Annotated in this window: 26 protein-coding genes and 2 pseudogenes; 8 read left to right on the top strand and 20 right to left on the bottom strand. The window is 66.1% G+C overall.

Annotated elements, in window-relative coordinates; genetic code table 11:
* Window positions 1–108: 108 nt before the first annotated feature.
* Entirely contained in the window at window positions 109–1,185 is a 1,077-nt protein-coding gene (locus QX070_RS05460) for a DUF2336 domain-containing protein (RefSeq protein WP_315735590.1), read from the top strand.
* Window positions 1,186–1,206: 21 nt separating this feature from the next.
* Here the strand turns inward: QX070_RS05460 and QX070_RS05455 are convergent, their stop codons facing one another.
* The 16 genes from QX070_RS05455 to murJ form a co-directional block, all read right to left on the bottom strand.
* The gene (locus QX070_RS05455; RefSeq protein WP_315735588.1) at window positions 1,207–1,941 is read right to left on the bottom strand and encodes a tRNA (guanine(46)-N(7))-methyltransferase TrmB; all 735 of its coding nucleotides are present in this window, start codon (window positions 1,939–1,941) and stop codon (window positions 1,207–1,209) included.
* Window positions 1,938–3,068, bottom strand: coding sequence for a M20 family metallopeptidase (locus tag QX070_RS05450; protein WP_315735586.1), 1,131 nt, complete (start codon window positions 3,066–3,068; stop codon window positions 1,938–1,940). Before QX070_RS05450 ends, QX070_RS05455 begins: the two co-directional genes overlap by 4 nt.
* 322 nt (window positions 3,069–3,390) lie before the next feature.
* Window positions 3,391–3,807, bottom strand: a complete 417-nt coding sequence (locus tag QX070_RS05445; protein WP_006615449.1) for a helix-turn-helix domain-containing protein — start codon at window positions 3,805–3,807, stop codon at window positions 3,391–3,393.
* Window positions 3,808–4,038: 231 nt separating this feature from the next.
* Window positions 4,039–5,649: an apolipoprotein N-acyltransferase gene (gene lnt, locus QX070_RS05440; RefSeq protein WP_315735584.1), complete on the bottom strand. Its 1,611-nt coding sequence runs from the start codon at window positions 5,647–5,649 to the stop codon at window positions 4,039–4,041.
* Entirely contained in the window at window positions 5,646–6,815 is a 1,170-nt protein-coding gene (locus QX070_RS05435; protein WP_315735582.1) for a hemolysin family protein, read from the bottom strand. Before QX070_RS05435 ends, lnt begins: the two co-directional genes overlap by 4 nt.
* Before the next feature lie 2 nt (window positions 6,816–6,817).
* Window positions 6,818–7,327, bottom strand: coding sequence for an rRNA maturation RNase YbeY (ybeY, locus tag QX070_RS05430; RefSeq protein WP_315735580.1), 510 nt, complete (start codon window positions 7,325–7,327; stop codon window positions 6,818–6,820).
* Window positions 7,328–7,389: 62 nt separating this feature from the next.
* Window positions 7,390–8,367, bottom strand: coding sequence for a PhoH family protein (locus QX070_RS05425; RefSeq protein WP_315735578.1), 978 nt, complete (start codon window positions 8,365–8,367; stop codon window positions 7,390–7,392).
* Window positions 8,368–8,431: 64 nt separating this feature from the next.
* Entirely contained in the window at window positions 8,432–9,829 is a 1,398-nt protein-coding gene (gene miaB, locus QX070_RS05420) for a tRNA (N6-isopentenyl adenosine(37)-C2)-methylthiotransferase MiaB (protein ID WP_315735576.1), read from the bottom strand.
* A gap of 55 nt (window positions 9,830–9,884) precedes the next feature.
* Window positions 9,885–10,604 carry an HAD family hydrolase gene (locus tag QX070_RS05415; RefSeq protein WP_315735574.1) on the bottom strand — a complete coding sequence of 240 codons (720 nt, stop codon included), beginning with the start codon at window positions 10,602–10,604 and terminating at the stop codon, window positions 9,885–9,887.
* The gene (locus tag QX070_RS05410) at window positions 10,597–11,049 is read right to left on the bottom strand and encodes a Fur family transcriptional regulator (RefSeq protein WP_315716937.1); all 453 of its coding nucleotides are present in this window, start codon (window positions 11,047–11,049) and stop codon (window positions 10,597–10,599) included. The genes QX070_RS05415 and QX070_RS05410 overlap by 8 nt, the downstream gene beginning before the upstream one ends.
* A gap of 43 nt (window positions 11,050–11,092) precedes the next feature.
* Window positions 11,093–11,575, bottom strand: coding sequence for a ribosomal protein S18-alanine N-acetyltransferase (gene rimI / locus QX070_RS05405; RefSeq protein ID WP_315735571.1), 483 nt, complete (start codon window positions 11,573–11,575; stop codon window positions 11,093–11,095).
* Entirely contained in the window at window positions 11,572–12,273 is a 702-nt protein-coding gene (gene tsaB / locus QX070_RS05400; protein WP_315735569.1) for a tRNA (adenosine(37)-N6)-threonylcarbamoyltransferase complex dimerization subunit type 1 TsaB, read from the bottom strand. Before tsaB ends, rimI begins: the two co-directional genes overlap by 4 nt.
* Window positions 12,274–12,711: 438 nt before the next feature.
* Window positions 12,712–13,281, bottom strand: a complete 570-nt coding sequence (locus QX070_RS05395) for a NifU family protein (RefSeq protein WP_315735567.1) — start codon at window positions 13,279–13,281, stop codon at window positions 12,712–12,714.
* Window positions 13,282–13,389: 108 nt separating this feature from the next.
* Window positions 13,390–13,884, bottom strand: a complete 495-nt coding sequence (locus QX070_RS05390; RefSeq protein WP_315716941.1) for a universal stress protein — start codon at window positions 13,882–13,884, stop codon at window positions 13,390–13,392.
* Window positions 13,885–14,074: 190 nt separating this feature from the next.
* Complete coding sequence (trpS, locus tag QX070_RS05385) at window positions 14,075–15,127, bottom strand: tryptophan--tRNA ligase (RefSeq protein WP_015663202.1); 1,053 nt, start codon at window positions 15,125–15,127, stop codon at window positions 14,075–14,077.
* 49 nt (window positions 15,128–15,176) lie between these two features.
* Window positions 15,177–16,736, bottom strand: coding sequence for a murein biosynthesis integral membrane protein MurJ (murJ, locus tag QX070_RS05380; RefSeq protein WP_315735564.1), 1,560 nt, complete (start codon window positions 16,734–16,736; stop codon window positions 15,177–15,179).
* Window positions 16,737–16,806: 70 nt separating this feature from the next.
* Between murJ and QX070_RS05375 the strand changes: the two genes are divergently transcribed.
* Window positions 16,807–17,808 (top strand): adenosine kinase, encoded by a 1,002-nt coding sequence (locus QX070_RS05375; protein ID WP_315735562.1) that lies wholly within the window; start codon window positions 16,807–16,809, stop codon window positions 17,806–17,808.
* 186 nt (window positions 17,809–17,994) lie between these two features.
* Here QX070_RS05375 and QX070_RS05370 read toward each other — a convergent pair whose 3' ends face one another.
* Window positions 17,995–19,188 carry a serine hydrolase domain-containing protein gene (locus QX070_RS05370; RefSeq protein WP_315735560.1) on the bottom strand — a complete coding sequence of 398 codons (1,194 nt, stop codon included), beginning with the start codon at window positions 19,186–19,188 and terminating at the stop codon, window positions 17,995–17,997.
* Window positions 19,189–19,531: 343 nt separating this feature from the next.
* On the opposite strand from QX070_RS05370, the gene QX070_RS05365 reads away from it, so the two are divergent.
* The gene (locus QX070_RS05365; RefSeq protein WP_315735558.1) at window positions 19,532–19,852 is read left to right on the top strand and encodes a hypothetical protein; all 321 of its coding nucleotides are present in this window, start codon (window positions 19,532–19,534) and stop codon (window positions 19,850–19,852) included.
* A 153-nt stretch (window positions 19,853–20,005) separates the two neighbouring features.
* The gene (locus QX070_RS05360; RefSeq protein ID WP_315735556.1) at window positions 20,006–21,496 is read left to right on the top strand and encodes an NAD-dependent succinate-semialdehyde dehydrogenase; all 1,491 of its coding nucleotides are present in this window, start codon (window positions 20,006–20,008) and stop codon (window positions 21,494–21,496) included.
* Window positions 21,497–21,513: 17 nt separating this feature from the next.
* Here QX070_RS05360 and QX070_RS05355 read toward each other — a convergent pair whose 3' ends face one another.
* Together QX070_RS05355 and QX070_RS05350 are read right to left on the bottom strand one after the other, a co-directional pair.
* Window positions 21,514–22,116: a hypothetical protein gene (locus tag QX070_RS05355; RefSeq protein ID WP_315735555.1), complete on the bottom strand. Its 603-nt coding sequence runs from the start codon at window positions 22,114–22,116 to the stop codon at window positions 21,514–21,516.
* Window positions 22,117–22,257: 141 nt separating this feature from the next.
* The gene (locus QX070_RS05350; protein WP_315735553.1) at window positions 22,258–22,395 is read right to left on the bottom strand and encodes a hypothetical protein; all 138 of its coding nucleotides are present in this window, start codon (window positions 22,393–22,395) and stop codon (window positions 22,258–22,260) included.
* Between the two features lie 40 nt (window positions 22,396–22,435).
* Here QX070_RS05350 and QX070_RS05345 point away from each other — a divergent pair, with 40 nt between their 5' ends.
* From QX070_RS05345 to QX070_RS05335, 3 genes and pseudogenes are all read left to right on the top strand, one after another.
* A complete protein-coding gene (locus QX070_RS05345) occupies window positions 22,436–22,732 on the top strand; it encodes a hypothetical protein (protein WP_315735551.1) in 297 nt (98 codons plus the stop codon).
* 39 nt (window positions 22,733–22,771) lie between these two features.
* Window positions 22,772–23,125, top strand: a pseudogene (locus QX070_RS05340) (phytanoyl-CoA dioxygenase family protein); the annotation flags it as partial.
* A 58-nt stretch (window positions 23,126–23,183) separates the two neighbouring features.
* Window positions 23,184–23,813 carry a glutathione S-transferase gene (locus tag QX070_RS05335; protein ID WP_315735548.1) on the top strand — a complete coding sequence of 210 codons (630 nt, stop codon included), beginning with the start codon at window positions 23,184–23,186 and terminating at the stop codon, window positions 23,811–23,813.
* Window positions 23,814–23,838: 25 nt separating this feature from the next.
* On the opposite strand, the pseudogene QX070_RS05330 reads toward QX070_RS05335, so the two are convergent.
* A pseudogene (locus QX070_RS05330) lies at window positions 23,839–24,206 on the bottom strand (uroporphyrinogen decarboxylase); the annotation flags it as partial.
* Window positions 24,207–24,377: 171 nt separating this feature from the next.
* Here QX070_RS05330 and QX070_RS05325 point away from each other — a divergent pair.
* Window positions 24,378–25,043: an HAD hydrolase-like protein gene (locus QX070_RS05325; protein WP_315735545.1), complete on the top strand. Its 666-nt coding sequence runs from the start codon at window positions 24,378–24,380 to the stop codon at window positions 25,041–25,043.
* Window positions 25,044–25,072 lie beyond the last annotated feature (29 nt).

Below are 25,072 nucleotides of genomic sequence, written 5' to 3'. Positions count from 1 at the left end.
CACCAAGATCGCTTAAAAATAAGCTGAGTTCGCGCTTTTCGCCCCGTCGTCATGCCGCAAGGAGCGGAGCGCACGGAAACGTGTCGTGTTGCGTATCGAGTAGACGTCATGACCCCCGCTACCGCGCTGATCCCCGGCCTCGGCGGGATCGTCAGGCATGGCAATGCTGAACGCGGCCTTGAGGCCACGCGCCGCATCGCCGACCTGTTCTTCGAGGATGCGACGAAGCTGCGTCCCGAGCACATCAATCTGTTCGACGGTCTCCTGATCGATCTGGTCCCGTTCGCGGATCTGCCGACGCGGATCGATCTGGCGGAGCGGTTGTCGCGGCTCCTCAGGGCGCCACGTGCCGTCGTCGGCCGGCTCGCGCGCGACGACGAGGTTGCGGTGGCGGGTCCGCTGTTGCGCCGCTCGCTCGTGCTCGACGATCCCGCGCTCATCACTATTGCGCGCGACAAGAGCCAGGGTCATCTGCTCGCGATGGCGGAGCGGCCGCGCCTGTCGGCTGATATGACGGACGTGCTGGTGCGCCGTGGTGATCGCGACGTGGTGCGGCGGACCGCTGCCAATGATGGCGCAGCGTTTTCCCCGCGCGGCTACGCCGCGCTGATCCACCGCGCGAGTTCCGACGGCGTGCTGACCCTCACGGTCGGTCGGCGCGACGATGTTTCCGACGATCATCTGAAACAACTGCTGGCCGGCTCGCTCGATGTCGTCAGGCGGCGGCTGTTCGATGTCGTGCGGCCGGACAAGCAGGCGAGGATCAAGCAGGCTCTCGCCGAGCTTGCCGATGCGGCGCGCGCAACGAACAGCACGCGCAATTTCGTGCCCGCGCAGCGGACCATCCTGTCGCTGTATGAAGCCGACGCCTTGGACCAGTCGGCGCTGTTCCGCTTCGCATCCGAGCACAAATACGAAGAGGTCATCGCGGCGCTCGCCGCAATGACCGGACTTAAGATCGCGACGCTCGACCGGCTGGTGTCGGGCGATCGTCACGATCCGCTTCTGATCCTGGGGCGCACGATCGGGCTCGACTGGCGCACCGTGCATGCACTGATCCTGCTGCGCCTCGGACCGAAACGCGTGCCGGCGCAGCGCGACATCGATGCGATCAGGGTCAACTACGCGCGCCTGCTGCCATCGACCGCCGAGCGTATCGTCGCGTTCTGGAAGACACGACATTGAACGACGTCGCCGGCATAGCGGTCAGCGCCGGCGGAAGATCAGATAGTTGGCGACGCGGCCTTCGCGCGTCGCCTTCCGTCCGTAGCGCGTCATGGTGTAGCCCGGCCAGGGCAGGCGCCAGTCGTCGGCGCGCTCGGCCGTCCAGGCGAAGTCGGGCGAACGCAGCAGATGCCACAGCGTCCAGGCGCAATAGTCGGCGATGTCGCTGACGAAGCGGAACTCGCCGCCGGGCTTCAGGACGCGCGCCATCGCGGCGACCGTTGCATCCTGCACGAAACGCCGCTTCCAGTGCCGCCGCTTCGGCCAGGGATCGGGATGGATCAGGTCGATCCGCTGCAGCGACTGCGGCGGCAGCCAGGCCAGCAGCTCGGCGGCATCGCCCGCCAGCAGCCTGATATTGCCGATGTTGTCGGCCTCGATGGCCGACAGGATCTTGGCCATGCCGTTGACATAGGGCTCGCAGCCGATGAAGCCGGTGGTCGGAAACGCCTTTGCTTCGGCGGCAAGATGCTCGCCGCCGCCAAACCCGATCTCCAGCCGCAGCGCGTCGACCGGCGGATGGTACAGCGTGGGCAGCACGGCTTCCGCGGGCGCGGCGAGATCGAGCGCGAGGTGCGGCAGCAGGTTGTCGACCAGGCCGGCCTGATGCGCCCGCAGCTTGTGGCCCTTGCGCCGGCCGAAGAACGAGCCCTGACCATGCAAGGCCTCGGTGCTGGCGTGATCGTCGTCGACAGGCATGTTGATCGTGGTGCTCATCGCAGGGTTTGATAGAGACGGTAGAGCAGCCTTGTCCGCGGCTCGATCGAGGAGATGTACATCTGCTCGTAATGCGTATGCGCGCCCTTGCCGTCGACGCCGAGCCCATCGAGCGTCGCCGTGAACGGTGCGGTGAAATTGCCGTCGGAACCGCCGCCCGTATAGGTGTCGATCAGCTCGAATCCTATCTCTTCGGCCAGTGATTTCGCATGCTCGAACAAGGCCGCGCCGGCGTTGCCCTTGACGTAAGGCGGCCGGTTCACCTCGCCGCTGACTTCAACCGTGACGCCATCGCTGCGCGAGGTCAGCCCCAGGATCTTGGGCAGGATTTCCTCTGCATCGGCTGGCGTCGGTAGCCGCGCATCCACCTCCGCATGGGCTTCCTCTGCGATGACGTTGGGACGTGTGCCGCCGCGCACCACGCCGACATTCACGGTAATGCCGCGCGCGGGGTCGTTGAGCGCTTCGAGCGCATGGATGACGTTGGCGAGTTCGCGGATCGCACTGCGTCCATCCTGTGGACGCGCGCCGGCATGCGCGGGCACGCCGCGGATGGCCACGTCGAACCGCGCCACGCCCTTGCGTCCGGTCACGATCTTGCCGCCGTCACGCGCCGGCTCGGTGACGAGGACGTATTTGGCCTTGCGGCCCTCATCCTCGATCAGCGCGCGCGAGGTCGGGCTGCCGATCTCTTCATCCGAGACGAACAAATGAGTAATGCCGAGCGGCGATTTTTCACCGCCTGCGCAGAGCTGACGAAAGGCGTGAAAGGCGAGATACGCGCCGCCCTTCATGTCGTAGATCCCCGGACCGTACGCGACGTCACCGTCGACCGAAAACGGCAGCCGCGCGATGAACCCGATCGGGTGCACCGTATCGAGATGGCTGAGGACCAGAATTCCGGGCTCGGCCTGTCCCCATGACGACCGCGCGATGAGATGGTCGCCGCAGCCGTCGCGTCCGGCGATCCGTTCGATCGTGGCATCAAGCCCGCGATAGCCATCCGCGACAAGGGAAGCCAGCTTGTTGACCTGATCAGGCGCCTCGGTTGGGGTCTCGATCTCGACCCATTGGCGGATGCCTTCGAGAATTGTGCGACTATCGAACGGGCTGATGCTGGTGGTCATAGCTTTGTAAATCGTTCTCGATGGTTACGAAGTGGTAGCAGGCGGTGGACGCGTTGGCGCGTCGCGGGGCGGGTTGGCGGCTGGGACGCCGGAGTTCCAGGCCACATGTGCATAAAACGATTTAGAGCGCGATAGCGTTTCCCGAAGGGGAGCCATCGCGCTCTATTGGTCGCAATCGAAGTTGTCTATCGGCCCATTCGTCCTGCGAAGCGTTGCATGCCCAGCGCGACGCTCGCAAAACGCGTTCTGCTAATGGCCCCCCGAGGCGCTGACATTCATATGAGAGGAAATCGCGATAGGAATGTCAGCGCCGGCGCATCAGCTAGCCTTCTTCCGGAGCTTCGCGATCAGCGATCTGCTCGACCAGGTCGACGATGCTGCGACGAAGCTTTGAATCGTGGATCCGCGTGAATGCGCGGGTCAACGCCAGTCCTTCTGAGGTTGCCAGGAAATCAGACACATAGGCGGGCGAAGCGCCTTCGCCGAAAGCTTCACCGTTGGTCCCGCCACTCGGGACCCCTTCGAACAGGAAGGAGACCGGGACCTGCAGAACCTCCGAGATCTGCTGAATCCGGCTGGCGCCGACTCGATTGGTGCCTTTTTCGTACTTCTGTATCTGCTGGAACGTGAGTCCGAGAGCCTCACCAAGTTTTTCCTGGCTCATGCCCAACATGATACGGCGCATCCGCACCCGGCTGCCGACATGCTTGTCAACAGGGTTGGGCGCTTTCGTCGACATCTCTCAACTCCTTAGAATGGGCCTCGGAACGAGGCGGTCGCAGTATGCCTCAGGCGCTCACACCGTCAATTTCTGTTCGCATGCGTACTAACGAAGACGGCCGAGCAACGATCTGGACGGCTCATGCTGCCGCGCGAGAATGCGAATTGCAGCAGCTATCTGTCAACACTTGGGGTTTTGCTTGTCAAAAAAAATCTTACGGACCCGGAAAGAATCGAGATCTTGCTGTCGTCAGGGAAGCTTTTGAGCAACACGTCTGCGAACGACGGTGCTCAGGGCGATCACTAACAGAATCGCAACCGGAATGTCGCCGAGCTTTGCATAGACTGTCGGCTGCAACGCAACAGGCAGCGCGGAATCCAGCACGCCCTCTGCACCGAGTGGCAATTGCTTAACGATACGGCCGACGGGATCGATCACTGCAGAGATGCCGGTGTTCGCAGATCGAACTAATGGAAGTCCTTGCTCGATCGCGCGCCACTGCGCCTGCTGCAGATGCTGATGAGGACCGGTCGAAATGCCGAACCATCCGTCGTTGGTCAAGTTGACGATCCAGCCCGGGCGTTCTTCGCTCGGCACGCTGTCACTCGGAAATATCGCCTCGTAGCAGATCAAAGGAAGAACACGCGGGGCGTGTGGCACGTCCAGGTTGCGTCGCGCCGTGCCCGGGATGAAACCGCCCTGCACCCGCGTCAGCTGCTCGAGCCCGATCCGCTCCAGCAGAGTCTGGAACGGCAGGAACTCGCCGAACGGGACCAGATGGAGCTTGTCGTAGACCGACAGCACGGTGCCGTCGTGGTCGATCACGTAGATCGAATTGTAGGCCCGGGTGATGGGAACGTTCCGAGGCTCGTCGGGGGCGCGGACCGAACCGGTGATCAGCACCGCGCCCGGCGACAGCAGGTCGGCGATCTGGCCCATCGCGTCCGCCTCGCGGGTCAGGAAGAACGGGAACGCCGATTCCGGCCAGATCAGGACATTGGTGTCGCGGACACCGGTGGCTGTCGGACCGGAGGCGCGATCCGACAGCGCCAGATAGCGGCGCATGACGTCGGCCTTGGCGCCATAGTTGAATTTGACGTCCTGCTGCAGGTTCGGCTGCATGATCCGCAGCTTGAGACCGGCGACGAAGGCGGTCGGATGCAGGCCGATCCGGATGACGCCGAACACGCCCATCACCACCAGCAAGGCGGCCGCTGCGGCCGGCACCCGCCAGCGCTCGCGCCAGGTCTTGCCGTCGATCAGCACCGCAGGGCTGGCAAAGATCGCGATCGCCAGGAACGTCATGCCCCAGATCCCGATCAGCGACGTCGCCTGCGCCAGCGCGAGCGGCTGCGACAGGGCATAGCCGAACGTGTTCCAGGGGAAGCCGGTCAGCGCGTGGCCGCGGAGCCATTCGCTCGCGGTCAGGCAGACGGCGAGCGCCAGGATACGGGTTGCACCACGCGTCCAGATCAACCGCGCCAATGCGAAGCCCAGGGCTGGAAACAGCGCGAGATACGCCGGCAGGCCCAGCACGGCGAACGGCATCAGCCAGGCGAAGGTGTCGGCATCGACCAGGAACGCGTTGCCGATCCAGTACAGGCCGGGCACGAAATAGCCCATGCCGAAGCAGAAGCCGCTGAAGGCGGCAGCCGGGATGCCGCGCCGCCGTCCCGCCGCCGCACCATCGATCAGCCAGACCAGCACCGGGAAGGTGATCGCAAGCACCGGCCAGGCGTTGAACGGAGCCATCGCAAGCGAGGAGAGCGCGCCGGCGGCGAGCGCGATCCCCGCGCGCTTCCAGCCCCAGGCCAGGACAACGCCGATGGCGAGGCCGCGAATCGTCGATGGGCGGATCACTGTGAGCTGGCTCCGTCGCCGCGTGGCGGGCTGCTATCGTCATGGCCCGGCGCCGGGCCGGCCTCTGCCGGCGGCGGCTCGGCCGGGACGTCCGTGTCCGGCGGGGTCGCTTCCGGCGCCATTTCGCGGCGCCGGCTCTCGCGCGGCGGGCGGGGTGTGGGACGCTCCTTGCGCGGCGCGATGCGCAGCCGCTTGACCCGGCGCGGATCGGCATCGAGCACCTCGACCTCGAAATTGCCGGGGCCGGAGATCAACTCGCCGCGCACCGGCAGCCGGCCGACATGATTGACGAGATATCCGCCGAGCGTCTCCACCCCTTCGCCTGCCTCTCCGGTCACGAACTCCTCGCCGATCACCCGGCGCACGTCGTCGAGGCTGGCGCGGGCGTCCGCGATGAAGGCGTTGTCGGCCTGCCGCACGATCGCCGGCGGCTCGTCGCTGTCGTGCTCGTCGTCGATCTCGCCGACGATCTGCTCGACGATGTCCTCGATCGAGACCAGCCCGTCGGTGCCGCCATATTCGTCGACGACCAGCGCCAGATGGATGCGCGAGGCCTGCATCTGCGCGAGCAGGTCGATCGCGCGCATCGACGGCGGCACATAGAGCAGCTTGCGGATGATGTTGGCCTCGAACAGCGGCATCGACAGGTCGACGGCCTTCAGGTCGAGACCGGCCGGCAGCGGCTTCTTGCGCCGCGCCTTCACCTCGTCCGAGACGCGCGCCTGCGCGGTGGTGAAGGCGAGCAGGTCGCGGATATGCACCATGCCCTCGGGATCATCGAGCGTGTCGTTGTAGACCACGAGCCGTGAATGCGAGGCGCTCTCGAACAGGCTCATCAGCTCGCCGAGCGTGATGTCGCGCCTGACCGCGACGATGTCGGCGCGATGCACCATGACGTCGGCGATCCGCCGCTCGTGCAGATCGAGGATGTTGCGCAGGAGCGTGCGCTCGACCGCGGAGAAGCCGATGTCGTCGGGTGTCGAGGCGTCGAGCACGACCTGCAGATCGTCGCGCACCGATCCGCCGCCCTTCCATCCGAACAGATTACGCAGCGCGCGCAGGAGCCAATTCTCGCTCGGCGAGCGGCCGAGCTCGGATGCCGGCACCACGGCCGGAAGATTGCGCGTGTTGCGCGGATTGTCGTGAATGGGTTCGGAGTCGGCCATGATCAATTCGTCCGCTCCCGGTCGGCATAGGGATCGGGGATGCCGAGATGGGCGAGGATCTCGCGCTCGAGCGCTTCCATCTCCTCGGCCTCGTCATCGGTCTCGTGATCGTAGCCGACGAGATGCAGGAATCCGTGTACGGTCAGATGGCTCAAATGGTGCGCGAACGGCTTCTGCTCCTCGTCGGCCTCGCGCCGCATCGTCTCGTAGGCGATGGCGATGTCGCCGAGCATGCGCGGTGCGTCGTCCTCGCCGCGCGGCCCGGTCGGCTGCAGCGCCGGAAACGACAGCACGTTGGTCGGCTTGTCGATGCCGCGCCAATTGCTGTTCAGGGTGCGGATGCCGTCGTCGTCCGTCAGCATCACCGCGATCTCGGCGTCTCCGACGTCCGCGTCGACCGTCTCAGCGGCGGCGACGATGGCGCGATGTATGACCTCCTCGGCGTCGGGCTGGTCCTGCCAGCAGTCGGCTGCGACGATCACCTCGGTGGTTGGAATGGGACTTTGTGGCATCCTGGTCGTTCTGTGCGGATGGCGCTCGGATCATGCGCCGATCGGCGAGCTTGCTCCGGGGGTCAGCGCGCCTTTGGGCTCTCATAGGCGGCGACGATACGCGCCACCAATTCGTGGCGAATGACGTCCTCGCCGGTGAACCTGACCTGTGCGATCCCTTCGACGCCGTCGAGCAGCCGCGCGGCCTCGGCAAGGCCCGACGTCTGGCCGTTCGGCAGATCGATCTGGGACGGATCGCCGGTGATGATCATGCGGCTGTTCTCGCCCAGACGCGTGAGGAACATCTTCATCTGCATCGACGTCGTGTTCTGCGCCTCGTCGAGAATGATCGCGGCATTGGTCAAGGTGCGCCCGCGCATGAAGGCGAGCGGCGCGATCTCGATCTCGCCGGCCTGCAGCGCGCGTTCGACGATGCGCGCATCCATCAGATCGTACAGCGCGTCGTAGATCGGACGCAGATAGGGATCGACCTTCTCGCGGAGGTCACCAGGCAGGAAGCCGAGCCGCTCGCCAGCTTCGACCGCCGGGCGCGAGAGGATGATGCGGTCGACTTCCTTGCGCTCGAACAGCTGCGCCGCATGCGCGACCGCAAGCCAGGTCTTGCCGGTGCCGGCCGGGCCGATGCCGAACACGAGCTCGTGGCGCTTCAGCGCGCGGATGTAGGAATCCTGCGCGGCGGTGCGGGCGCGCACCGGGCGCTTGCGCAGGTTGATGCTCTCGAACGCGTTCTTGGCGTTCTTGGCGTCGAACTCGAACAGCGAGCCTTGCGCCACCACGGCGCGGATCGCGCCCTCGACGTCGCCCTGCGCCAGATCCTGGCCCTTGACGGCCTGCGCATAGAGCGATTCGAGCACGCGCCGCGCGGCATCGCAGCCGTCGCGGCTGCCGCCGATGGTGATGTGGTTGCCGCGGGAATCGACGACGACGCCGAGCCTACGCTCCACCAGGGCCAGATTCTGGCCGTAGGGGCCGACCAGGGCGGAAGCGGCGCGGTTGTCGTCGAAATCGATGACGACCTGGGTCTCGGGAGGCATGGACATGTCGCGGTCGAACTTGCGGCTGGGAGCGAGGGAAGACGAATCCGATGCGCTCTTGGGCAAGTGCTCAGCCTCCGATGGATACAAGGGGCGTGGGGGAGATCGCTGCCGGCGCGGCCGTGACGAGCTCGCCGAGCAGGCTGTAGCGTTCGAGGCTGTCGATCCGCACCGGCAGAACCTGACCGATGATGTCGTCGGAGGCCATGACGTGGGCCGGCTGCAGATACGCGGTCCGTCCGACCAGCTGTCCGGGCTTGCGCGCCGCGCGCTCGAACAGCACGTCGACGACCTGGCCGATCGCGGCCTTGTTGAAGGCTGCTTGCTGGCTGTCGATCAAGCTCTGGAGGCGCTCCAATCGCTCGTCCATCTCGGTCGCTGACACCATCTCCTGCATGTCCGCTGCCGGGGTTCCCGGACGCGGCGAATACTTGAACGAATAGGCTGCAGCGTATCCGATTTGATCGATCAGCGCGAGGGTGGCGCGAAAATCTTCCTCGGTCTCGCCCGGGAACCCGACGATGAAATCCGAAGAGAATGCAATGTCGTGACGGGCGGCGCGAAAACGGTCGACGACATCCCGGTAATCGGACGCAGTGTGTTTGCGGTTCATGGCATTCAGGATTCGGTCGGATCCCGACTGAACCGGAAGATGCACGAACGGCATCACCGCTCCGAGATCGCGATGCGCCGCGATCAGGCTGTCGTCGACGTCGTTGGGATGGCTGGTCGAGTAGCGAAGCCGCGCCACGCCCGGAATCTCGGCGATCCTGTAGAGCAGCCGCCCCAGCGTCCAGGGCCGGCCGTCAGGGCCTTCGCCGTGATAGGCGTTGACGTTCTGGCCGATCAGGGTGATCTCGCGAACGCCGTTCTCGGCGAGCTGCGTCACGTCGTCGACAATGCGCGCCACTGCGCGCGACATCTCGCTGCCGCGTGTATACGGCACCACGCAGAAGGTGCAGAACTTGTCGCAGCCCTCCTGCACGGTGACGAAGGCCGAGACGCCGCGGGCGCGGATCGCCTCGCGGCTGGGCTTCGCCAGGAAGCCAAACTTGTCCTGGGCCGGGAATTCGGTCTCGATGGCGCGCTCGCCGCGGCGGGCCTGGGCCAGGAGCTGCGGCAGATGGTGGTAGCTCTGTGGGCCGACCACGACGTCGACGGTGGGGGCGCGGGCGATGATCTCCTCGCCTTCCGCCTGAGCCACGCAGCCGGCCACGGCGATCTGCATCGTCCGGCCGGCCCTTGCGGCGTCCTCCTTCGCGACCCGCAGCCGCCCGAGTTCCGAATAGACCTTCTCGGAGGCCTTCTCGCGGATGTGGCAGGTGTTGAGGATCACGAGATCGGCGTCGCCGGCCTCGGCGGTCTCGACGAAGCCCTCGGATCCCAGCGTGTCCACCATGCGCTGGGCATCGTAGACATTCATCTGGCAGCCATAGGACTTGATGTGCAGCTTGCGCGGCGGCGTCATGAACCCTTGCATGCAGTCGGAGGCGCGCCAACGCGGCGCCGCGCTCAAATATAGGCTAGGGGGCCGAAAATCCAGCGACCGCTGGCTTTTTCTCGGACAGCCGGCCCAGAATCGCCGGCAGCTGCCGCATGTCGTCGAAAACCAGGGTGGCGCCGGCCGCGCGCAGATTGTCGGCGTGCCCAGGCCGGCAGTGGCTTCCGCCATGGAACCCGAGCACCGTCATGCCGGCGGCGACACCGCCCCGGATGCCGGCCAAGCTATCCTCGACCACCACGCAGGCCCCGGGACGTGCCCTCATCTGCGCTGCGGCGAACAGGAACAGATCGGGCGCGGGCTTGCCGTTCTCGACCTGGGAGGACGAGAAGATGTGCGGGGCGAGGCGATCGTAGAGCCGGGTGGCGCCAAGGCTGACGCGCATGCGTTGGTGCGATCCGGAGGAGGCGACGCAGACCGGCACGTCGATGGTGTCGAGCGCCTCCGTGATCCCGTCGATCGCCGTGAGGTCCTGCTCGAAGGCGCGGAACAGGCGGTCCTGCAGTTTCGGGTTGAAATCGTCGGGCAGGCTGTGGCCGAGCTCGGCCTCGACCTCAAGCTTCGCCTGTTTCAGGGAGCGGCCCAGGAACCGCGCGAACACCTGCTCGGTCGTGATCGGATAGCCGCACAGGCTGAGCACGTCGGCGTGGGTCTGACAGGAGATCACCTCGCTGTCGACCAGCACGCCATCGCAATCGAAAATGACGAGATCGAAGCTGGAAGCCGGCGCTGCGTCAGCCATTCGTCTCTTCGTCGAGGGGCACGCAATACAGCTCCAGCCGGTGGTCGACCAGCTTGTAGCCGAGCTTGCGGGCGATCTCGGCCTGCAGCTTCTCGATTTCCTCGGAGGTGAACTCGATCACCTTGCCGTCGCGCAGATTGATCAGATGATCATGATGGCTGTCGCGCATCTGCTCGTAGCGGGCGCGGCCCTCGCGGAAATCGTGGCGCTCGATGATGCCGGCATCCTCGAACAGCTTCACGGTGCGATAGACCGTGGAGATCGAGATCTTGTCGTCGACGGCGACGCAGCGCCGGTACAACTCCTCGACGTCGGGATGGTCGCAGGCTTCCGCGAGCACGCGGGCAATGACGCGGCGCTGCTCGGTCATGCGCATGCCGGTGGCGGCACAGCGGGCCTCGATTCCCGTGGAATTGAGCGCTGGCGTGGTTTTCAAGGAGGTCATCGTGTCTCGCCTCAAGGATGCGCTTTCTGCCACCAAGCGCAGGTTACGACAAGTCCCGGCGCATCAGAAGCGCATTCAACTGTTCCCCGCCGGGCTGAAGGTAATAGCGTTCCCGACGGCCCACGGTCGCAAATCCGGCGCGTTCATAGAGTCGGCGGGCCGGCTGGTTGTTTTCCTCCACTTCGAGAAAGACCGTCCGGACCCCGCGCCCCGCGAGGTGCCCGAGATGCTGCAGCAGCAGATCACGAGAAAATCCGCGGCCGCGCTGATTTGGGTCAAGTGCAACCGACAATATTTCCGCTTCGTCCGCGCCGATTCGCGAGACGATGAGGCCGACGAGTTTCCGCCCGAGCCGCAGCCGATGGATCATGGTGTTGCGCTCGGCCAGCATGGCCTCGAACTCGCCTTCGCCCCAGCCGCGGTGAAACGAGGCGGCGTGGATCTGGGCGAGCCTGGCGGCGTCGCGCGGCGCGGCCGCTTCGATCAACGGTTTGGGGCTGCCGAGCCAGCGGAAGAACATGTTCATGACGAGACGGCCGTCTGCGCCGGCGCGCGCGCCGCGCCGGCAGGCGGCTTGACGTCGGGCGCGCGCAGATAGAACGGCCGCGCCGGCGCGTGCGCCGGGTCCGCGGCCGCGCCGAGCCAGGCAACCCAGGATATGTCGGGTCCGTTTTGCGAGTCGACCGCAACTGGCGCGGCGGCTTCCGGAGGCCACCGTTCGGCCAGCAGCGCTGCGGCGTTGCCGACGAGGTGCGGGGCGCCGAGCCGCGCGACCGCCAAGATGTCGTCGATCGCAGCGACCTGAGGCGCGACCAGCTCTTCGCCGCTGCCGCTCACGACTTGGTAGTAGACATGGTCGTGCCGGGCATCGATCGCCGAGATCACCGGGTTGGTACGGTCTTCGCTGACGATGGGTGCGGCGTAGGCCGAGAGCGTGGTGACGCCGACGACCGGCTTGTGCGCCGCCAATGCAATGCCGCGCGCGGCGGAGAGGCCGACGCGCAGCCCGGTGAAACTACCAGGACCCGTCGTTACCGCGATGCGGTCGAGCTCGTGGAAGCCGACGCCCGACTGGCGCATCACGCGCGCGATCAGCGGCATCAGCGCCTCGGCGTGGCCGCGCTTCATCGGCAGCGTTTCCTCGGCGCGCATCGCGGCCGAATCAGTGTCCAGAACGGCAGCCGCGCAATGGTCGAGGGCAGTATCGATGGCGAGGATCAACATCCGGTCAGATTCGCATTGAAGGGAGCGCCGAATACCTTTTTGGGGCTTTGATAAAGTCGGTTGCCGCTTTCTTACATCCTGATCGGGAAAAACGCATCAAGACGCACGACCGAGAACGCAAACTACTGAATTGGCGCTCATTTAAGCAAATCTTTCCGGGCTATCGGAATGATCGTTCCGTTCGACGTTCAGCCCGCCGCGCCATCCGGTCGCAAAGGCCATGCCCGACGGTCCAGGTCGAGGCGATCAATCGCTCGCAAGCCCGTGCTCAGGATCGGCACCGACGGCATGGCGCGCAGAGCGCGGTAACCAGCGAGGTATCGTGGAGCATTCGGCGGGCGGCGGCCGTGGCCGCCACCGTCGGCAACGCAGCGTGAGCAGAGGCAGATGGCGATTAGCGCGCAGATCTATTCGCCAACCCCGTTCGCCATTGGCTTGCTACATCGGCCGGACTTCGACCACCTCGGGCACGAAGTGCTTCAGCAGGTTCTGGATGCCGTGCTGCAGGGTCGCGGTCGATGACGGGCAGCCGGAGCAGGCGCCCTTCATGTTGAGATAGACGATGCCGTCCTTGAAGCCGCGGAAGGTGATGTCGCCGCCGTCATTGGCCACCGCCGGACGCACCCGGCTCTCGATCAGGTCCTTGATCATGCCGACCGTCTCGGTGTCGGCCTCGTCGTAGAACTCGTCGTCCTCGTCGGCGGATTCGTCATTGGCGGCGCTGCCATCGGCGAGCAGCGGCGCGCCCGACATGTAGTGCTCCATGATCGCGCCGAGGATCGCCGGCTTGAGGTGTTGCCATTCACCGTCGCTCTTGGTGACGGTGATGAAATCGGCGCCGTAGAACACGCCGGTGACGCCGTCGACGGCGAACAGGCGCTCGGCCAGCGGGGAGCGCGCGGCGGCGTCGCGGCTGCCGAACTCCATCGTGCCCGTGGGCAGTACGACGCGGCCCGGGATGAACTTCAAGGTGGCGGGATTGGGGGTGGCTTCGGTCTGGATGAACATGGTTTTCTCCGGCAGCGCCGGTTCAAGGCCGGCCTGTGGTGTCCTCATAGCAGATGGCGCGAACGCGCGCACGATCAAGGGGGCATGGCCGGCGTTTCCGATCTAAGCCTATGAAAGAGCGTCGAGATCGGCGTCACCGAGATCGCCCGGCACGATCACCAGCGGGATCGGGAAGGCGCCGCTCGTCTTGGTGACATGGGTGACCAGCGGGCCGGGGCCCTCGGGGCCGGAATGGGCGGCGAGCACCAGCAGCGCGATGTCGCTGTCGTGCTCGATCGTCTCCAGGATCTGCGCCGTCGGCTCACCCTCGCGGATCACCCGTTCCGGCGCGGTCACGCCGATCGCCGACAGCAGCGCCGCGGCCTGGTCGAGCTCGGCATGCGCCTGCTCCTGCGCCTCGGCCCGCATCAGGTCGGCGACCCCCAGCCATTGCTGGTTCTGGTCCTCCGTTTCGATGACGTGGAGCATGACGATGCGGCCGCCGGAACGGACCGCCCAGCGGCCGGCATAGCGGACCGCGCGGTCCCACTCCTCGCTGTCGTCGACCACGACCAGGCATTTCGGCGCATGGCCGGTCTGGTAGCTCTGCCGCTGCGCCGCCATCGCGTTCCCGCCTGCTGCTGCAAGTCGATCCGGCCGCGATGCTGCCACAGCCCGCCTCCGTTGGGGAGAGGGCTGCGGGTTCCATTGCGCCCGCAATGACAGCGGTGGTGCGGCTCCTAGTAGCCCGGATGTCGCTTCGCTCATCCTGGCTACGGCCGCAAGGCCGACTCCGGAGCGCGCGCCGTGCTGCTCAGGGCTTGCGGATGAAGCCGACGATGTCCTTGGCCGTCTTCATGGTCTCCGCGGCGATGGCCTGGGCGCGGTCGGCGCCGTCGACCAGGACGGACTCGACGTAGCCGGGATCGGCGGTCAGGCGCTTCATCTCGGCGGCGATCGGCCCGAGCTTGGTGACGCACAGCTCGACCAGCGCGTTCTTGAAGCTGGAGAACTGGCCGCCGCCGAAATCCCTGAGCACGTCGGCCTTGCTGCGGTCCGATAGCGCGGCGTAGATGCCGACGAGGTTGTCGGCCTCGGGACGTGCGTCCAGCCCCTTTTCCTCGGTCGGCAGCGGCTCCGGATCGGTCTTGGCCTTGCGGACCTTCTGCGCGATCGTATCGGCATCGTCCGTCAGGTTGATGCGCGAATAGTCCGAGGCATCGGACTTCGACATCTTCTTGGTCCCATCGCGCAGCGACATCACGCGCGTCGCGGGACCGGTGATGAAGGGTTCCGGAAGCGGGAAGAACAGGCCGTCGCCGAAGCCGTGGCTGCGGATCGAGTCGCCGTAGTCATTGTTGAACTTCTGCGCGATGTCGCGCGAGAGCTCGAGATGCTGCTTCTGGTCCTCGCCGACCGGAACATGGGTGGCGCGGTAGAGCAGGATGTCGGCGGCCATCAGCACCGGATAGTCGTAGAGGCCGACCGATGCGTTCTCGCGATCCTTGCCGGCCTTCTCCTTGAACTGCGTCATGCGGTTCAGCCAGCCGATGCGCGCGACGCAGTTGAAGATCCAGGCGAGCTCGGCATGCCCGGAGACCTGGCTCTGGTTGAACACGATGTGCTTCTTCGGATCGATGCCGGCCGCGATGAACGCCGCGGTGACCTCGCGGGTGTTGCGCGCCAGCTCGGCCGGGCCGCCCCAGACATCGATCGGCATGGTGATCGCGTGCATGTCGACGACGCAATAGATGCAGTTGTGCGTCTCCTGCATCTTCACGAAGTTGACGATCGCGCCGAGGTAGTTGCCGAGATGCAGGTTGCCGGTCGGCTGGACGCCCGAGAAAACCCGTTCCACGAAAGCCATGGTCACTGTTCCGGATGATGATTTTGGGGGGTCGTTTGGCACGTGCGCCTCAAAGGTGCAAGTCGCCGGCGGGCTTTTGCCGGATCGCCCGGACGGTTTCGCGCCAGCTCACGGCGCCCAGGGACAATAGAAGCACTCCGTAGAGGATGATGGCGCCGCTGATCAGGGCGGCGAGCAGCACGGCCGCGCCGAGATGGCTGCTGCTCCACGTGCCGGCGAAGCGTCCGGCGACGGTCCAGAGGACGGTGCCCATGATCGCGGCGGCCAGGGTGATGCGCGGCAGCCGGCGCCGCGAGACGGGAGGAAGCGCGAAGCCGAAGCTGGTGGCGCCACGCCGGATCAGGACCGCCGCATTGGCCCAGGCACCGAGCGCGAGCCCTGCCGCGATGCCACTTGCCGCAAACAATTGTGCGAGCAGGAACGCCAGCGCGATCGCGACACCGCATCCGATCAGCGTCGCGCGCAGCGGTGTCTGCGTGTCCTCGCGCGCGAAGAAGGCAGGCTGCAGCGCCTTGGTCAGTACTTGCGCCGGCAATGCCGCCGCGAGCCATGTCAGCACCTGCGCCGTCGCGGCGGCATCGTCCGAGCTGAACGCGCCATGTTCGAACAGCAAACGAATGATCGGCTCGTTCAGGATCATCAGTCCGAGCGCCGCAGGCAGCGCGAGCCCGATCGTCAGCTCGAGGCCGCGCGATTGCACCTCCGCCAGCGCCTGCTTGTTGCCTTCGTGCAGCGCACGCGTCAGCTCCGGCACCAGCACCGTGCCCATGGCAACGCCGACGAGCCCGAGTGGTAGCTCGATGAGGCGGTTGGCGAAATACAGCCACGAGACCGCGGAAGGCGAGGCGGAGGCGATGATCGCGCCGCCGACCGCGATCAGTTGCGGGCCGGCGCTGGCGACCATGCCGGGCAGCGCTTTGGCGAAGAAGCCGCGCATTTCCGCACGGAAGGTGACGCGCACCGGCGAGGCGAGGGGGCCATCGCGGCCTCGCCGCGCGAGGACGGCGAGCTGCAGCAGCCCGGCGACGCCGATCGTTGCGGCGAGCAGCAGCGCGGCGTTCGCAGGATCCGGATGTTGCATCAGCAGCACGATGGTCACGACGATCAGCGCGACGTTGAAGAGCAGCGGCGCAAACGCGGCCAGCGCGAAGCGGCCTCGTGCACTGGAGAGTGCGAGCAGCACGGTCGCGGGGCCGGCGAAGGCGAGATAGGGCAGCATCAGCCTGGCATCATTGACGGCCAGGGTGAGCGTCTCTTCACCGGCGAAGCCTGGTGCGAGCACCGTCATCGCGAACGGCATCAGCAGCGCCAGCACGAGCGTTGCCGCGAGCAGGCCGGCGCTGACCGTGCCGAGCACGCGCCCGGCAAAGGCTGCCGCCTGCATTGTGCCACCGTGCTGGTATATTCGCAGCCAGGCCGGCACCAAAGCTGCATTGAGCGCGCCCTCCGTCAGCAATCGCCTGATGACGTTGACGAGCTGAAACGCCGCGAGAAATGCGTCCGCGACCGGACCGGCGCCGAGCAGCGCGGCCATCAGCGCATCCCGGATGAAGCCGAGCAGGCGCGAGGCCAGTGTTCCTGACAACACAGTCACGAATGAGCGGATCATCAGGCTTCTATAGCAGCGCTGCTTGTGATAGGCCGCAGCGTTTGCAAAACGCCGTAAACGGGGCCAGTGGATGACTGACGCGAAATACGATGTTCTCGGGATCGGCAACGCGATCTTCGACGTGCTGGTGCATGCCGATGAAGCCTTTCTCGCCCGGCACGGCATGACCAAGGGCAGCATGGCGCTGATCGACGAGGCCCGTGCGGCCGCGATCTATGCCGATATGGGCCCGGCCACCGAGATGTCCGGCGGTTCGGGGGCCAACACCATCGCTGGCCTCGCCAGCCTGGGCGCGCGTGCCGCTTACGTGGGCAAGGTCAAGGACGACCAGATCGGCCGGATGTACAGGCATGATATCCGCGCCGCTGGCGTGACCTTCGATACCGCGCCCGCTGCCGACGGCCCGGCGACCGGCTGCTGCTACATCCTGGTGACCCCCGACGGCGAGCGCACCATGAACACCTATCTGGGCGCCGCGCAAAATCTCACCGCCGCGGACATCGATCCCGCGCAGATTGCGGCGGCGCGCTTCATCTATCTCGAAGGATATCTGTGGGACCCGAAGGACGCCAAGGATGCGTTCGTGAAGGCGGCGGCGATCGCGCATGACGCCGGACGCGAGGTCGCGCTGACCTTGTCGGATTCGTTCTGCGTCGATCGCTATCGCGAGGAGTTTCTCGACCTGATGCGCGGCGGCACCGTCGATCTCGTCTTCGCCAACGAGGCCGAGCTGCATTCGCTGTACCAGACCTCGGATTTCGACGGCGCCCTGAAGCAGTTGCGTGAGGACGCCACGCTCGGCATCGTCACCCGCAGCGAAAAGGGCTGCGTCGTGGTGTCGAACGACGGCGTGATCTCGGTGCCGGCGCATCCGATCGAGAGCCTGGTCGATACCACCGGCGCGGGCGATCTGTTCGCCGCCGGCTTCCTGTTCGGGCTGGTGCGCAAGACCGGTTACGAGATGGCCGGCCGCCTCGGCGGCCTTGCCGCGGCCGAGGTGATCCAGCACATCGGTGCAAGGCCGCAGGTGTCGCTGAAGGAATTGGCGGCCCAGAACGGACTGAAGGTGTAGGTCGAAGCTGTGGTCACGCGTTCTTTTTCACCGGAGACACAACTCTCTCCACCGTCATGGCCGGGCTTGACCCGGCCATCCACGTTCTATTGAGCTGCGGGACCGAAGACGTGGATGCCCGGGCCAAGCCCGGGCATGACGCCAACTAACTCATTCCGAGCTCACTCCGGTCAGTTGGCAGTCTGCTCACGCCGCCTTCTGTCCGCCCGCGGCATCGAGTCCGGCATAGACCCCGCGCTCGAAGCCTGCAAACGTCTCCAGGCACAGCCGGTCTGCGAACGGCAGGAGCTGCATCAGGATCACGCCGGTGACGTCGCGCGCCGGATCGATCCAGTAGTAGGTGTTGGCGAGGCCGGCCCAGGCGAGGCTGCCGGCACTGCGGCCTTCCGGCGTCTGCGCCGTCGTGATCATGAAGCTCAAGCCCCATTTCTTGACGATGTCGGGATAGAGATCGACGTCGTTGGTCACGCCGGGCACCGCCGCGGCCATCTTCGTCATCTCCAGCTCGCCGATATGGTTGTCGCGCATCGCCGCGACCGTCTCAGGCTTGAGTACCTGGTTGCCGTTGCCGCGGCCGTTGTTGAGGATCATCCGGGTGAAGCGGACGTAGTCGCCGGCGGTGCCGTAGAGCCCGCCGCCGCCCATGTGGAATTCCGGCTCCTGCTCGAGCTCGAACGGGATCGGCGCCAGGGTGCCGTCGTCGCCGCGGGCATGCATGCCGACCAGGCGGGCGCGCTGCGATGGACCGAGCTTGAAGCCGGTGTCGTCCATGCCGAGCGGCGCGAACAGATTGTCGCGCAGATAGGCGTCGAGCGTCTGGCCGCTCGCGGCCTCGACCGCCTTGCCGACGAAATCGATGTTGATGCCGTATTCCCAGCGCGTGCCGGGATCGGAGGCGAGCGGCAATTTGAGAGCGTCGTTCTTGCAGGTGATGATGCCCGGCGTGCCGGCCTTCTGTACATAGGTGGCCATGTCGCCGTTCCACATGTCGTAGCAGAAGCCGGCGGTGTGGGTCATCAGATGGCGCAGCGTGATCGCGGTCTTCGCCGGCCGCAGGATCGGCTCGCCATTGGCGTCGAAACCGTCGAGCACCTTGGGCGCGGCGAGGTCGGGCAGCACCGCGCCGATCGGGGCATCCAGCGACAACCGGCCCTGCTCGACCAGCTGCATCCCGGCCGCGCAGGTGATGGCCTTGGTCATCGAGGCGATCCAGAACACGCTGTCGGCGGTCATCGGATCGTCGCGGCCGAGGTCGCGCTTGCCGAAGGCGCCTTCATAGATGATGCCGTTGCTGTCAGCGGCGACGGCGACGACGCCGGGAATCTCTCCCGCCTCCGCCTTCTGCCGCAGCACGCCGTCGATGTCGGTCTTGTTCTGCATGGTCTCCTCCGTTCCGTTCTTGATGACGGTAGGCGATTGTTCCTCGGGCCGGCCCGGCCAGCAAGGACAGTCGGTCGAACGGCCGGTCGCGATCTCGTGATGATGCGGCGCGGACGAAGCAGGCGGGGACAACAGCGCCGCGGCAAGGCCACAGCGCTTCAATTTTTCGCCAGAATCATGATTAGTTCCACCCAGCCGCGAGGCCGACACATGGGGGCCATGTTCCCACCATGGGCTTGCGACTGTTGTGAGTTGCAACCATTTTTGCATTAAAGGGTTGAAGGACCGGCCTTTTCGAGCCGATGACGTGTTTTTGGCGGCAATGTCCGCCGTTGGGGGCGATATGATTTCGACGTGGAGCGAGTGGAGGCGGTATCCCCGCCCGGGGCGCGGTGACAATATCGAGGCACCGATCACGCCCGGCATCTATGAGGTGCGCATCGCTGCGACCGGTGCGCTGTATTCGTTCGGTGCGGTCGACAATGTGGCGCAGGCGCTGGCGCTCTTGCCCGTTGGCCACAAATCGTGGTTCGGGCGCCGCGATCCCGCCTCCTTGCCCGATCTCGAATACCGCACCTGCGCGACCTCGACCAAGGCCGACGCCAAGGCGGCGGCGGAGCGCATGATCGGCCGCCGCGAGACTTATTTGAGCGGCGCGGCCTGATCCTGGTCGACTCCTCATCATTCAGCATTTGGTGCCGTACAGGCACGGATCGCCGGATCGAATGTACCGTTGAGGAGGGGCACGAGCCGTGCGCCTCGGCCGGCGCGTGGCTATATTCGGGGGAAAGATCGCTCGTTTTCGAGGAGGAACCCGATGACACCGCCCGCCGCCCGCGCCTCCACTGCCGCTCCGAGCCTGCGTGACCGCCTGAAGGATCCGTCGCTGCTGCGCGAGCAGTGCTACATCGATGGTGCCTGGGTCGGCTCGCCGGTGTTCCCCGTCGTCAACCCAGCCACCGGCGCCGAGCTCGCCAAGGTGGCGCAGCTTGGTGCTGAAGAGACGACGCGGGCCGTCGATGCTGCCGCGCGCGCGTTCCCGGCCTGGGCCAGGCTGACCGCCAAGCAGCGCTCCAATACCTTGCGCAAATGGTTCGAGCTGATCACGGCCAACCGCGAGGACCTCGCGCTGATCCTCACCTCCGAGCAGGGCAAGCCGCTGACGGAGGCGCTCGGTGAGGTCGATATCGGCGCCGCCTATATCGAGTTCTTCGCCGAGGAGGCGCGCCGCGTCTATGGTGAGACCATCCCAACCCAGAAGCCGGATGCGCGCCTGTTGGCGTTGAAGCAGCCGATCGGCGTCTGCGGCGCCATCACGCCGTGGAATTTCCCGAACTCGATGATCACCCGCAAGGTGTCTCCCGCGCTCGCCGCCGGCTGCACCGTGGTGCTGAAGCCGGCCAACGAGACACCGCTATCAGCGCTGGCGCTCGCCGTGCTGGCCGAACGCGCCGGCTTGCCGAAGGGCGCGCTCAACATCATCACCGGCGATGCACCTGCGATCGGCAAGGTGCTGTGCGAGCATCCGTCCGTGCGCTTCGTCGGCTTCACCGGCTCGACCGAGGTCGGCAAGATCCTGTATCGCCAGTCCGCCGGCACGGTGAAGAAGCTCGGTCTCGAGCTCGGCGGCAACGCGCCGTTCGTGGTGTTCGACGATGCCGACGTCGATGCGGCTGTCGAAGGCGCCATGGTCTCGAAATATCGCAACATGGGCCAGACCTGCGTCTGCGCCAACCGCCTCTATGCGCAGGACGGCATCTACGACCAGTTCGTCGAGAGGCTCGCCGCCAAGGTCGCGGCGATGAAGATCGGCGACGGCACCGAGGCCGGCGTGACGCAGGGCCCGCTGATCAACGAGGAAGCGGTCGAGAAGGTCGAGCGCCACATCGCCGATGCGGTCAAAGGCGGGGCGAAGGTCGTCACCGGCGGCAAACGCCATGCGCTCGGCCGCACCTTCTTCGAGCCGACCGTGTTGTCGGACGTGAAGTCGGACGCGCTGGTCGCGCAGGAGGAGACGTTCGGCCCGCTCGCGCCGGTGATCCGGTTCAAGGACGAGGCCGACGTCATCGCGATGTGCAACGCCTCGCCGTTCGGTCTCGCCTCCTACTTCTACGCCCGCGATCTCGGCCGGGTCTGGCGGGTCGCGGAGGCGCTGGAGTCCGGCATGGTCGGCGTCAACACCGGCCTGATCACGACAGAGGTGGCGCCGTTCGGCGGCGTCAAGGAGAGCGGCCTCGGACGCGAGGGCTCGCACCACGGCATCGAGGAATATCTCGAGATCAAGTATGTGATGATGGCGGGGGTGTGAACTTTGGACGCCTGCGCTCAGGCCGTCTTGGGCAGCTTGTCCACCGGCACCATGTAGGACTTGTTGCCGACCTGGTAGATGACCTTGCCGGTCTTGCCGTCGTCGGTCGAGATCTGCGTCTGGCCGAACATGATGACGTTCTTGTAGACGATGCCGGTGCCCTGGCGCGTCACGCCATTGGCGGTGACGCTGACCTGCGCCTCCTTGCCGTTGACGGACAGCACGCGAAAGCTCGCGCTCATGCCGTTCTCGCCGGAATAGCCGGCCCAGCTCCCGGTCAAGTTGCTCTGTTCGGCGGGAGGCGCCTGCTTTTCCAGCATCGCCGTGGCCTTGCCGCCGCCGGCCGAGAACAGCAGCACCGCGTTCTTGCCGTTCTTGGTGCCGAGCGTGACGGACCCGAAGTCGATGGTCGAGCCGTTGACCTGGCCGATGCCGCGCTCGGTCCGTCCATTGTGGGTGTATTCCACCGTCGCCGCGGCGCCGCGAATGTTGACGACCTTGAAGCTCACCGCCTGGCCACTGGCAGTCCAGCTGCCTTTCCATTCGCCGAGCAGGTTGCTCTGGTGATAGACCCGCTCCATCGCGGGAGAGATCTGGCTGGTGCTTTGGACGATCGCCATGTGCTCTTCCGAAAAGTCTGAACGCTCTCTTCTCTATGTTTCTGATCGTTGCCGTCTGTTGCAAGAAGACGTAGGTCGATGAGGTTAACGGGTGATTAATGGCGCCTTGCCGGGCCGATGCGCCGCGCGCGACCTATCGCCTCAGTGCGGGATCTCCTTCAGGCTCAGCCGTCGCGCCGTCATGTCACCGCCGTATCCGGATGAACGCAAGCGCGCGCCGCCACGCGCCGTGCCCATCCAGGACAGCCGCTTGCCGAGAGCCGTCTGATCACCGACCATGCCGAATGTTTCCACTGACCTCGAGATTGCGAGCTCAACCATGACCGCGGCACCCGCGCGCACCGGCGTCGGCCGGCTTTCTGAAGCCGATGCGCATCGGCTGGAGGAGGACGGTTATCTGCTGCTGCGCGGTGCGATCCCGGCGGACTGGATCGCGCCACTGCGCGATGCGTTCGAGTCCGGCACGCTGCCCTCGGAGCAATGGCCGGTGCCGCGCGGCCGCGACTGGCGGCACGCCATGGTCGATCTCGATGCGACGGTGCAACAGGTCTGCCGCCTGCCGGTGATGCTTGCCGCCGTGCATCATGTCCTGAAGGCGCCGTTCTTCCTCGGCTAGGTCGAAGGGCGCGAGCCGTGTGCCGATGGCGGCGCGCAGCCGCTGCATCGCGACAGCGTCGAGCGTTGGCGCACCGACTCCGTCTCTGCGCTGGCCTTTCTCGATTCCTTCGGCCCCGACAATGGCGCCACGCAAGTGGCGTCAGGCTCGCATCGCCCCGACACGGACGATGCGCAGGCCGCGTCCTCGGCGTTCGTCACGGCGGGCGAGGCCGGCGACGTCCTGCTGTTCGACGTCAACATGCTGCACGGCGCCACGCGCAACCGCAGCGGCGCGCGCCGCCGCTCGCTGCTGATCACCTACGCCACCTCGGTGCAACTGGACGAGTGGCAACGGACCCGCGCCTTGCGCGCGGTGCGCATGGACCAGAACGAAATCTTCGGCGCGGAGTAGCCGCGCCATCCGCCGCACCTGCCAACCTTCCAGCCAAAATCCCGCAGAGAGGACGCTCATGAGGCTCTACGATTCCGCCACCGCGCCAAGCCCGCGCCGCGTGCGCATCTTCCTTGCGGAGAAGGGCCTCACGATTCCCACCGTCCAGTTCGACCTGCGCGCCGGCGAGCAGTTTCGGCCGGAATTTCGCGCGCTGAACCCGCAATGCACGGTTCCGGTCCTGGAGCTCGACAGCGGCGCTGCGATCACCGACATCATCGCGATCTGCCGCTACGTCGAGGAGCTGCATCCCGAGCCGGCTCTGATGGGACGCAATGCGGAGGAGCGCGCCGTGATCGAATGCTGGGTCCGGCGGATCGAGTGGGACGGCATCTATGCCATTCAGGAAGCGTTCCGAAACAGTGCGCCGGGGCTGGAGAGCCGCGCACTGCCCGGCCCGCTGCCGCTCGAGCAGATCCCGGCGCTCGCCGAGCGGGGGCGTCTGCGCGTCGCGCACTACTTCGCCTGGCTCGACGCGCGGCTGGCCGATCACGCCTTCGTCTGCGACTCCGACTTCACCATTGCCGACATCAGCGCCATGGTGACGGCGGATTTCGCGGCCCGCGCCAAGCTCGACCCACCGGATCATCTCCGCCATCTCAAGCGATGGTACGGCGAGGTGTCGAGCCGTCCGAGCGCAAAGGCTTAGGCCGGCTGTGCGGCGCGCGAGACCGCAGCGGCAGGTTCGCGCGCCGGGCCTTGAGGTTCCACAGCGCGATGTCGAGCGCCGACAGCGCCAGCACGGTCGGTCCGCCGCGTCCGCCAAAATGCAGGCCCCACCACACCCGGTGCCAGATCGCCTCGGTGTCGTCGGCCTCGTGACGCGTGATCAGTTCGGGAATCTCTCGTCCGAGGATATCGGCGACGGCGCCGCATGGCGGCCGGCCGTATCGGTATAGCCCACGCCCTCCGCGCCGTCGGCATCGCGCACGCGGCAGGTGATCAGCTCGAAGGCCGTCATCTCGCCATGCGTGCTGTCGGACGGCGTCACGCTGAGCGGAATGCGGTAGAGCCCGGTTTCCATCGTCGCGATCTGCGCCATCGGCGCGGGTCCTTCCCTGGAGTTACCTGCCAGGGTAGGCCTGCGGCGGACCGCGGGCAGTTGTTCATGCCATCGGCCTGATGCATCCGTTCGAGCGGCGGAGCCGATGCCTGCGTGAGCGCGGGGCGGAGCGGTCGTTTACGCTGCTCGCGGCCGCCGCTATGATTGGACATGTCTTCGGTTCACTCTGTCCTGCTCGACCTCGACGGCACCCTCATCGACTCCCAGCCCGGCATCGCCGCGAGCACCCTGGCCGCGTTGCGCGCGCTCGGGCATGCGCCGGACGAGACGCTCGATATCCGCAGTGTCATCGGGCCGCCGCTGCAGGACATGTTGCGGACGCTGCTGCTGGCCTATGACGACAACCGGGTCGACGAAGCGGTGACCGCCTATCGCCAGCATTACGGCGAGAGCGGGCTGTTCGGCAGCGAACTCTATCCCGGCATTCGCGACGCGCTGCACGAGATGCATGGCGCGGGCTTGCGGCTCTATCTCGCGACATCCAAACGGGAGGTGTTTGCGCGCCGCATCCTCGAGCATCTCGATCTTGCGTCGCTGTTCGACGCCATCCACGGCTCGGTGCCGTCAGGCATGCTGGACCACAAGCCGGAGCTGCTCACGCATATTCTCACTGAGCGGAATATCGCGCCGTCCCAGGGGATCATGGTCGGCGACCGCCGCCATGACATTGCTGGCGCCCACGCTGTCAGGATGCGCAGCCTGGGTGTGCTCTGGGGCTATGGCAGTCGCGACGAGCTCGAGACGGCCGGCGCCGACCGCCTCGTGGAAAGTCCCGCCGATCTCGCGCGCGTGGTTCTGGCGATACTGAAGGGATAGTTCTTTGGCCAAGCTTCCCGTCATTCCGG

This window comes from Bradyrhizobium sp. SZCCHNR1093 (assembly GCF_032381175.1).
Lineage (GTDB): Bacteria > Pseudomonadota > Alphaproteobacteria > Rhizobiales > Xanthobacteraceae > Bradyrhizobium.
Note: the sequence above shows the minus strand (reverse complement) of the source record. Positions and strands in the feature narration are given on the sequence as shown.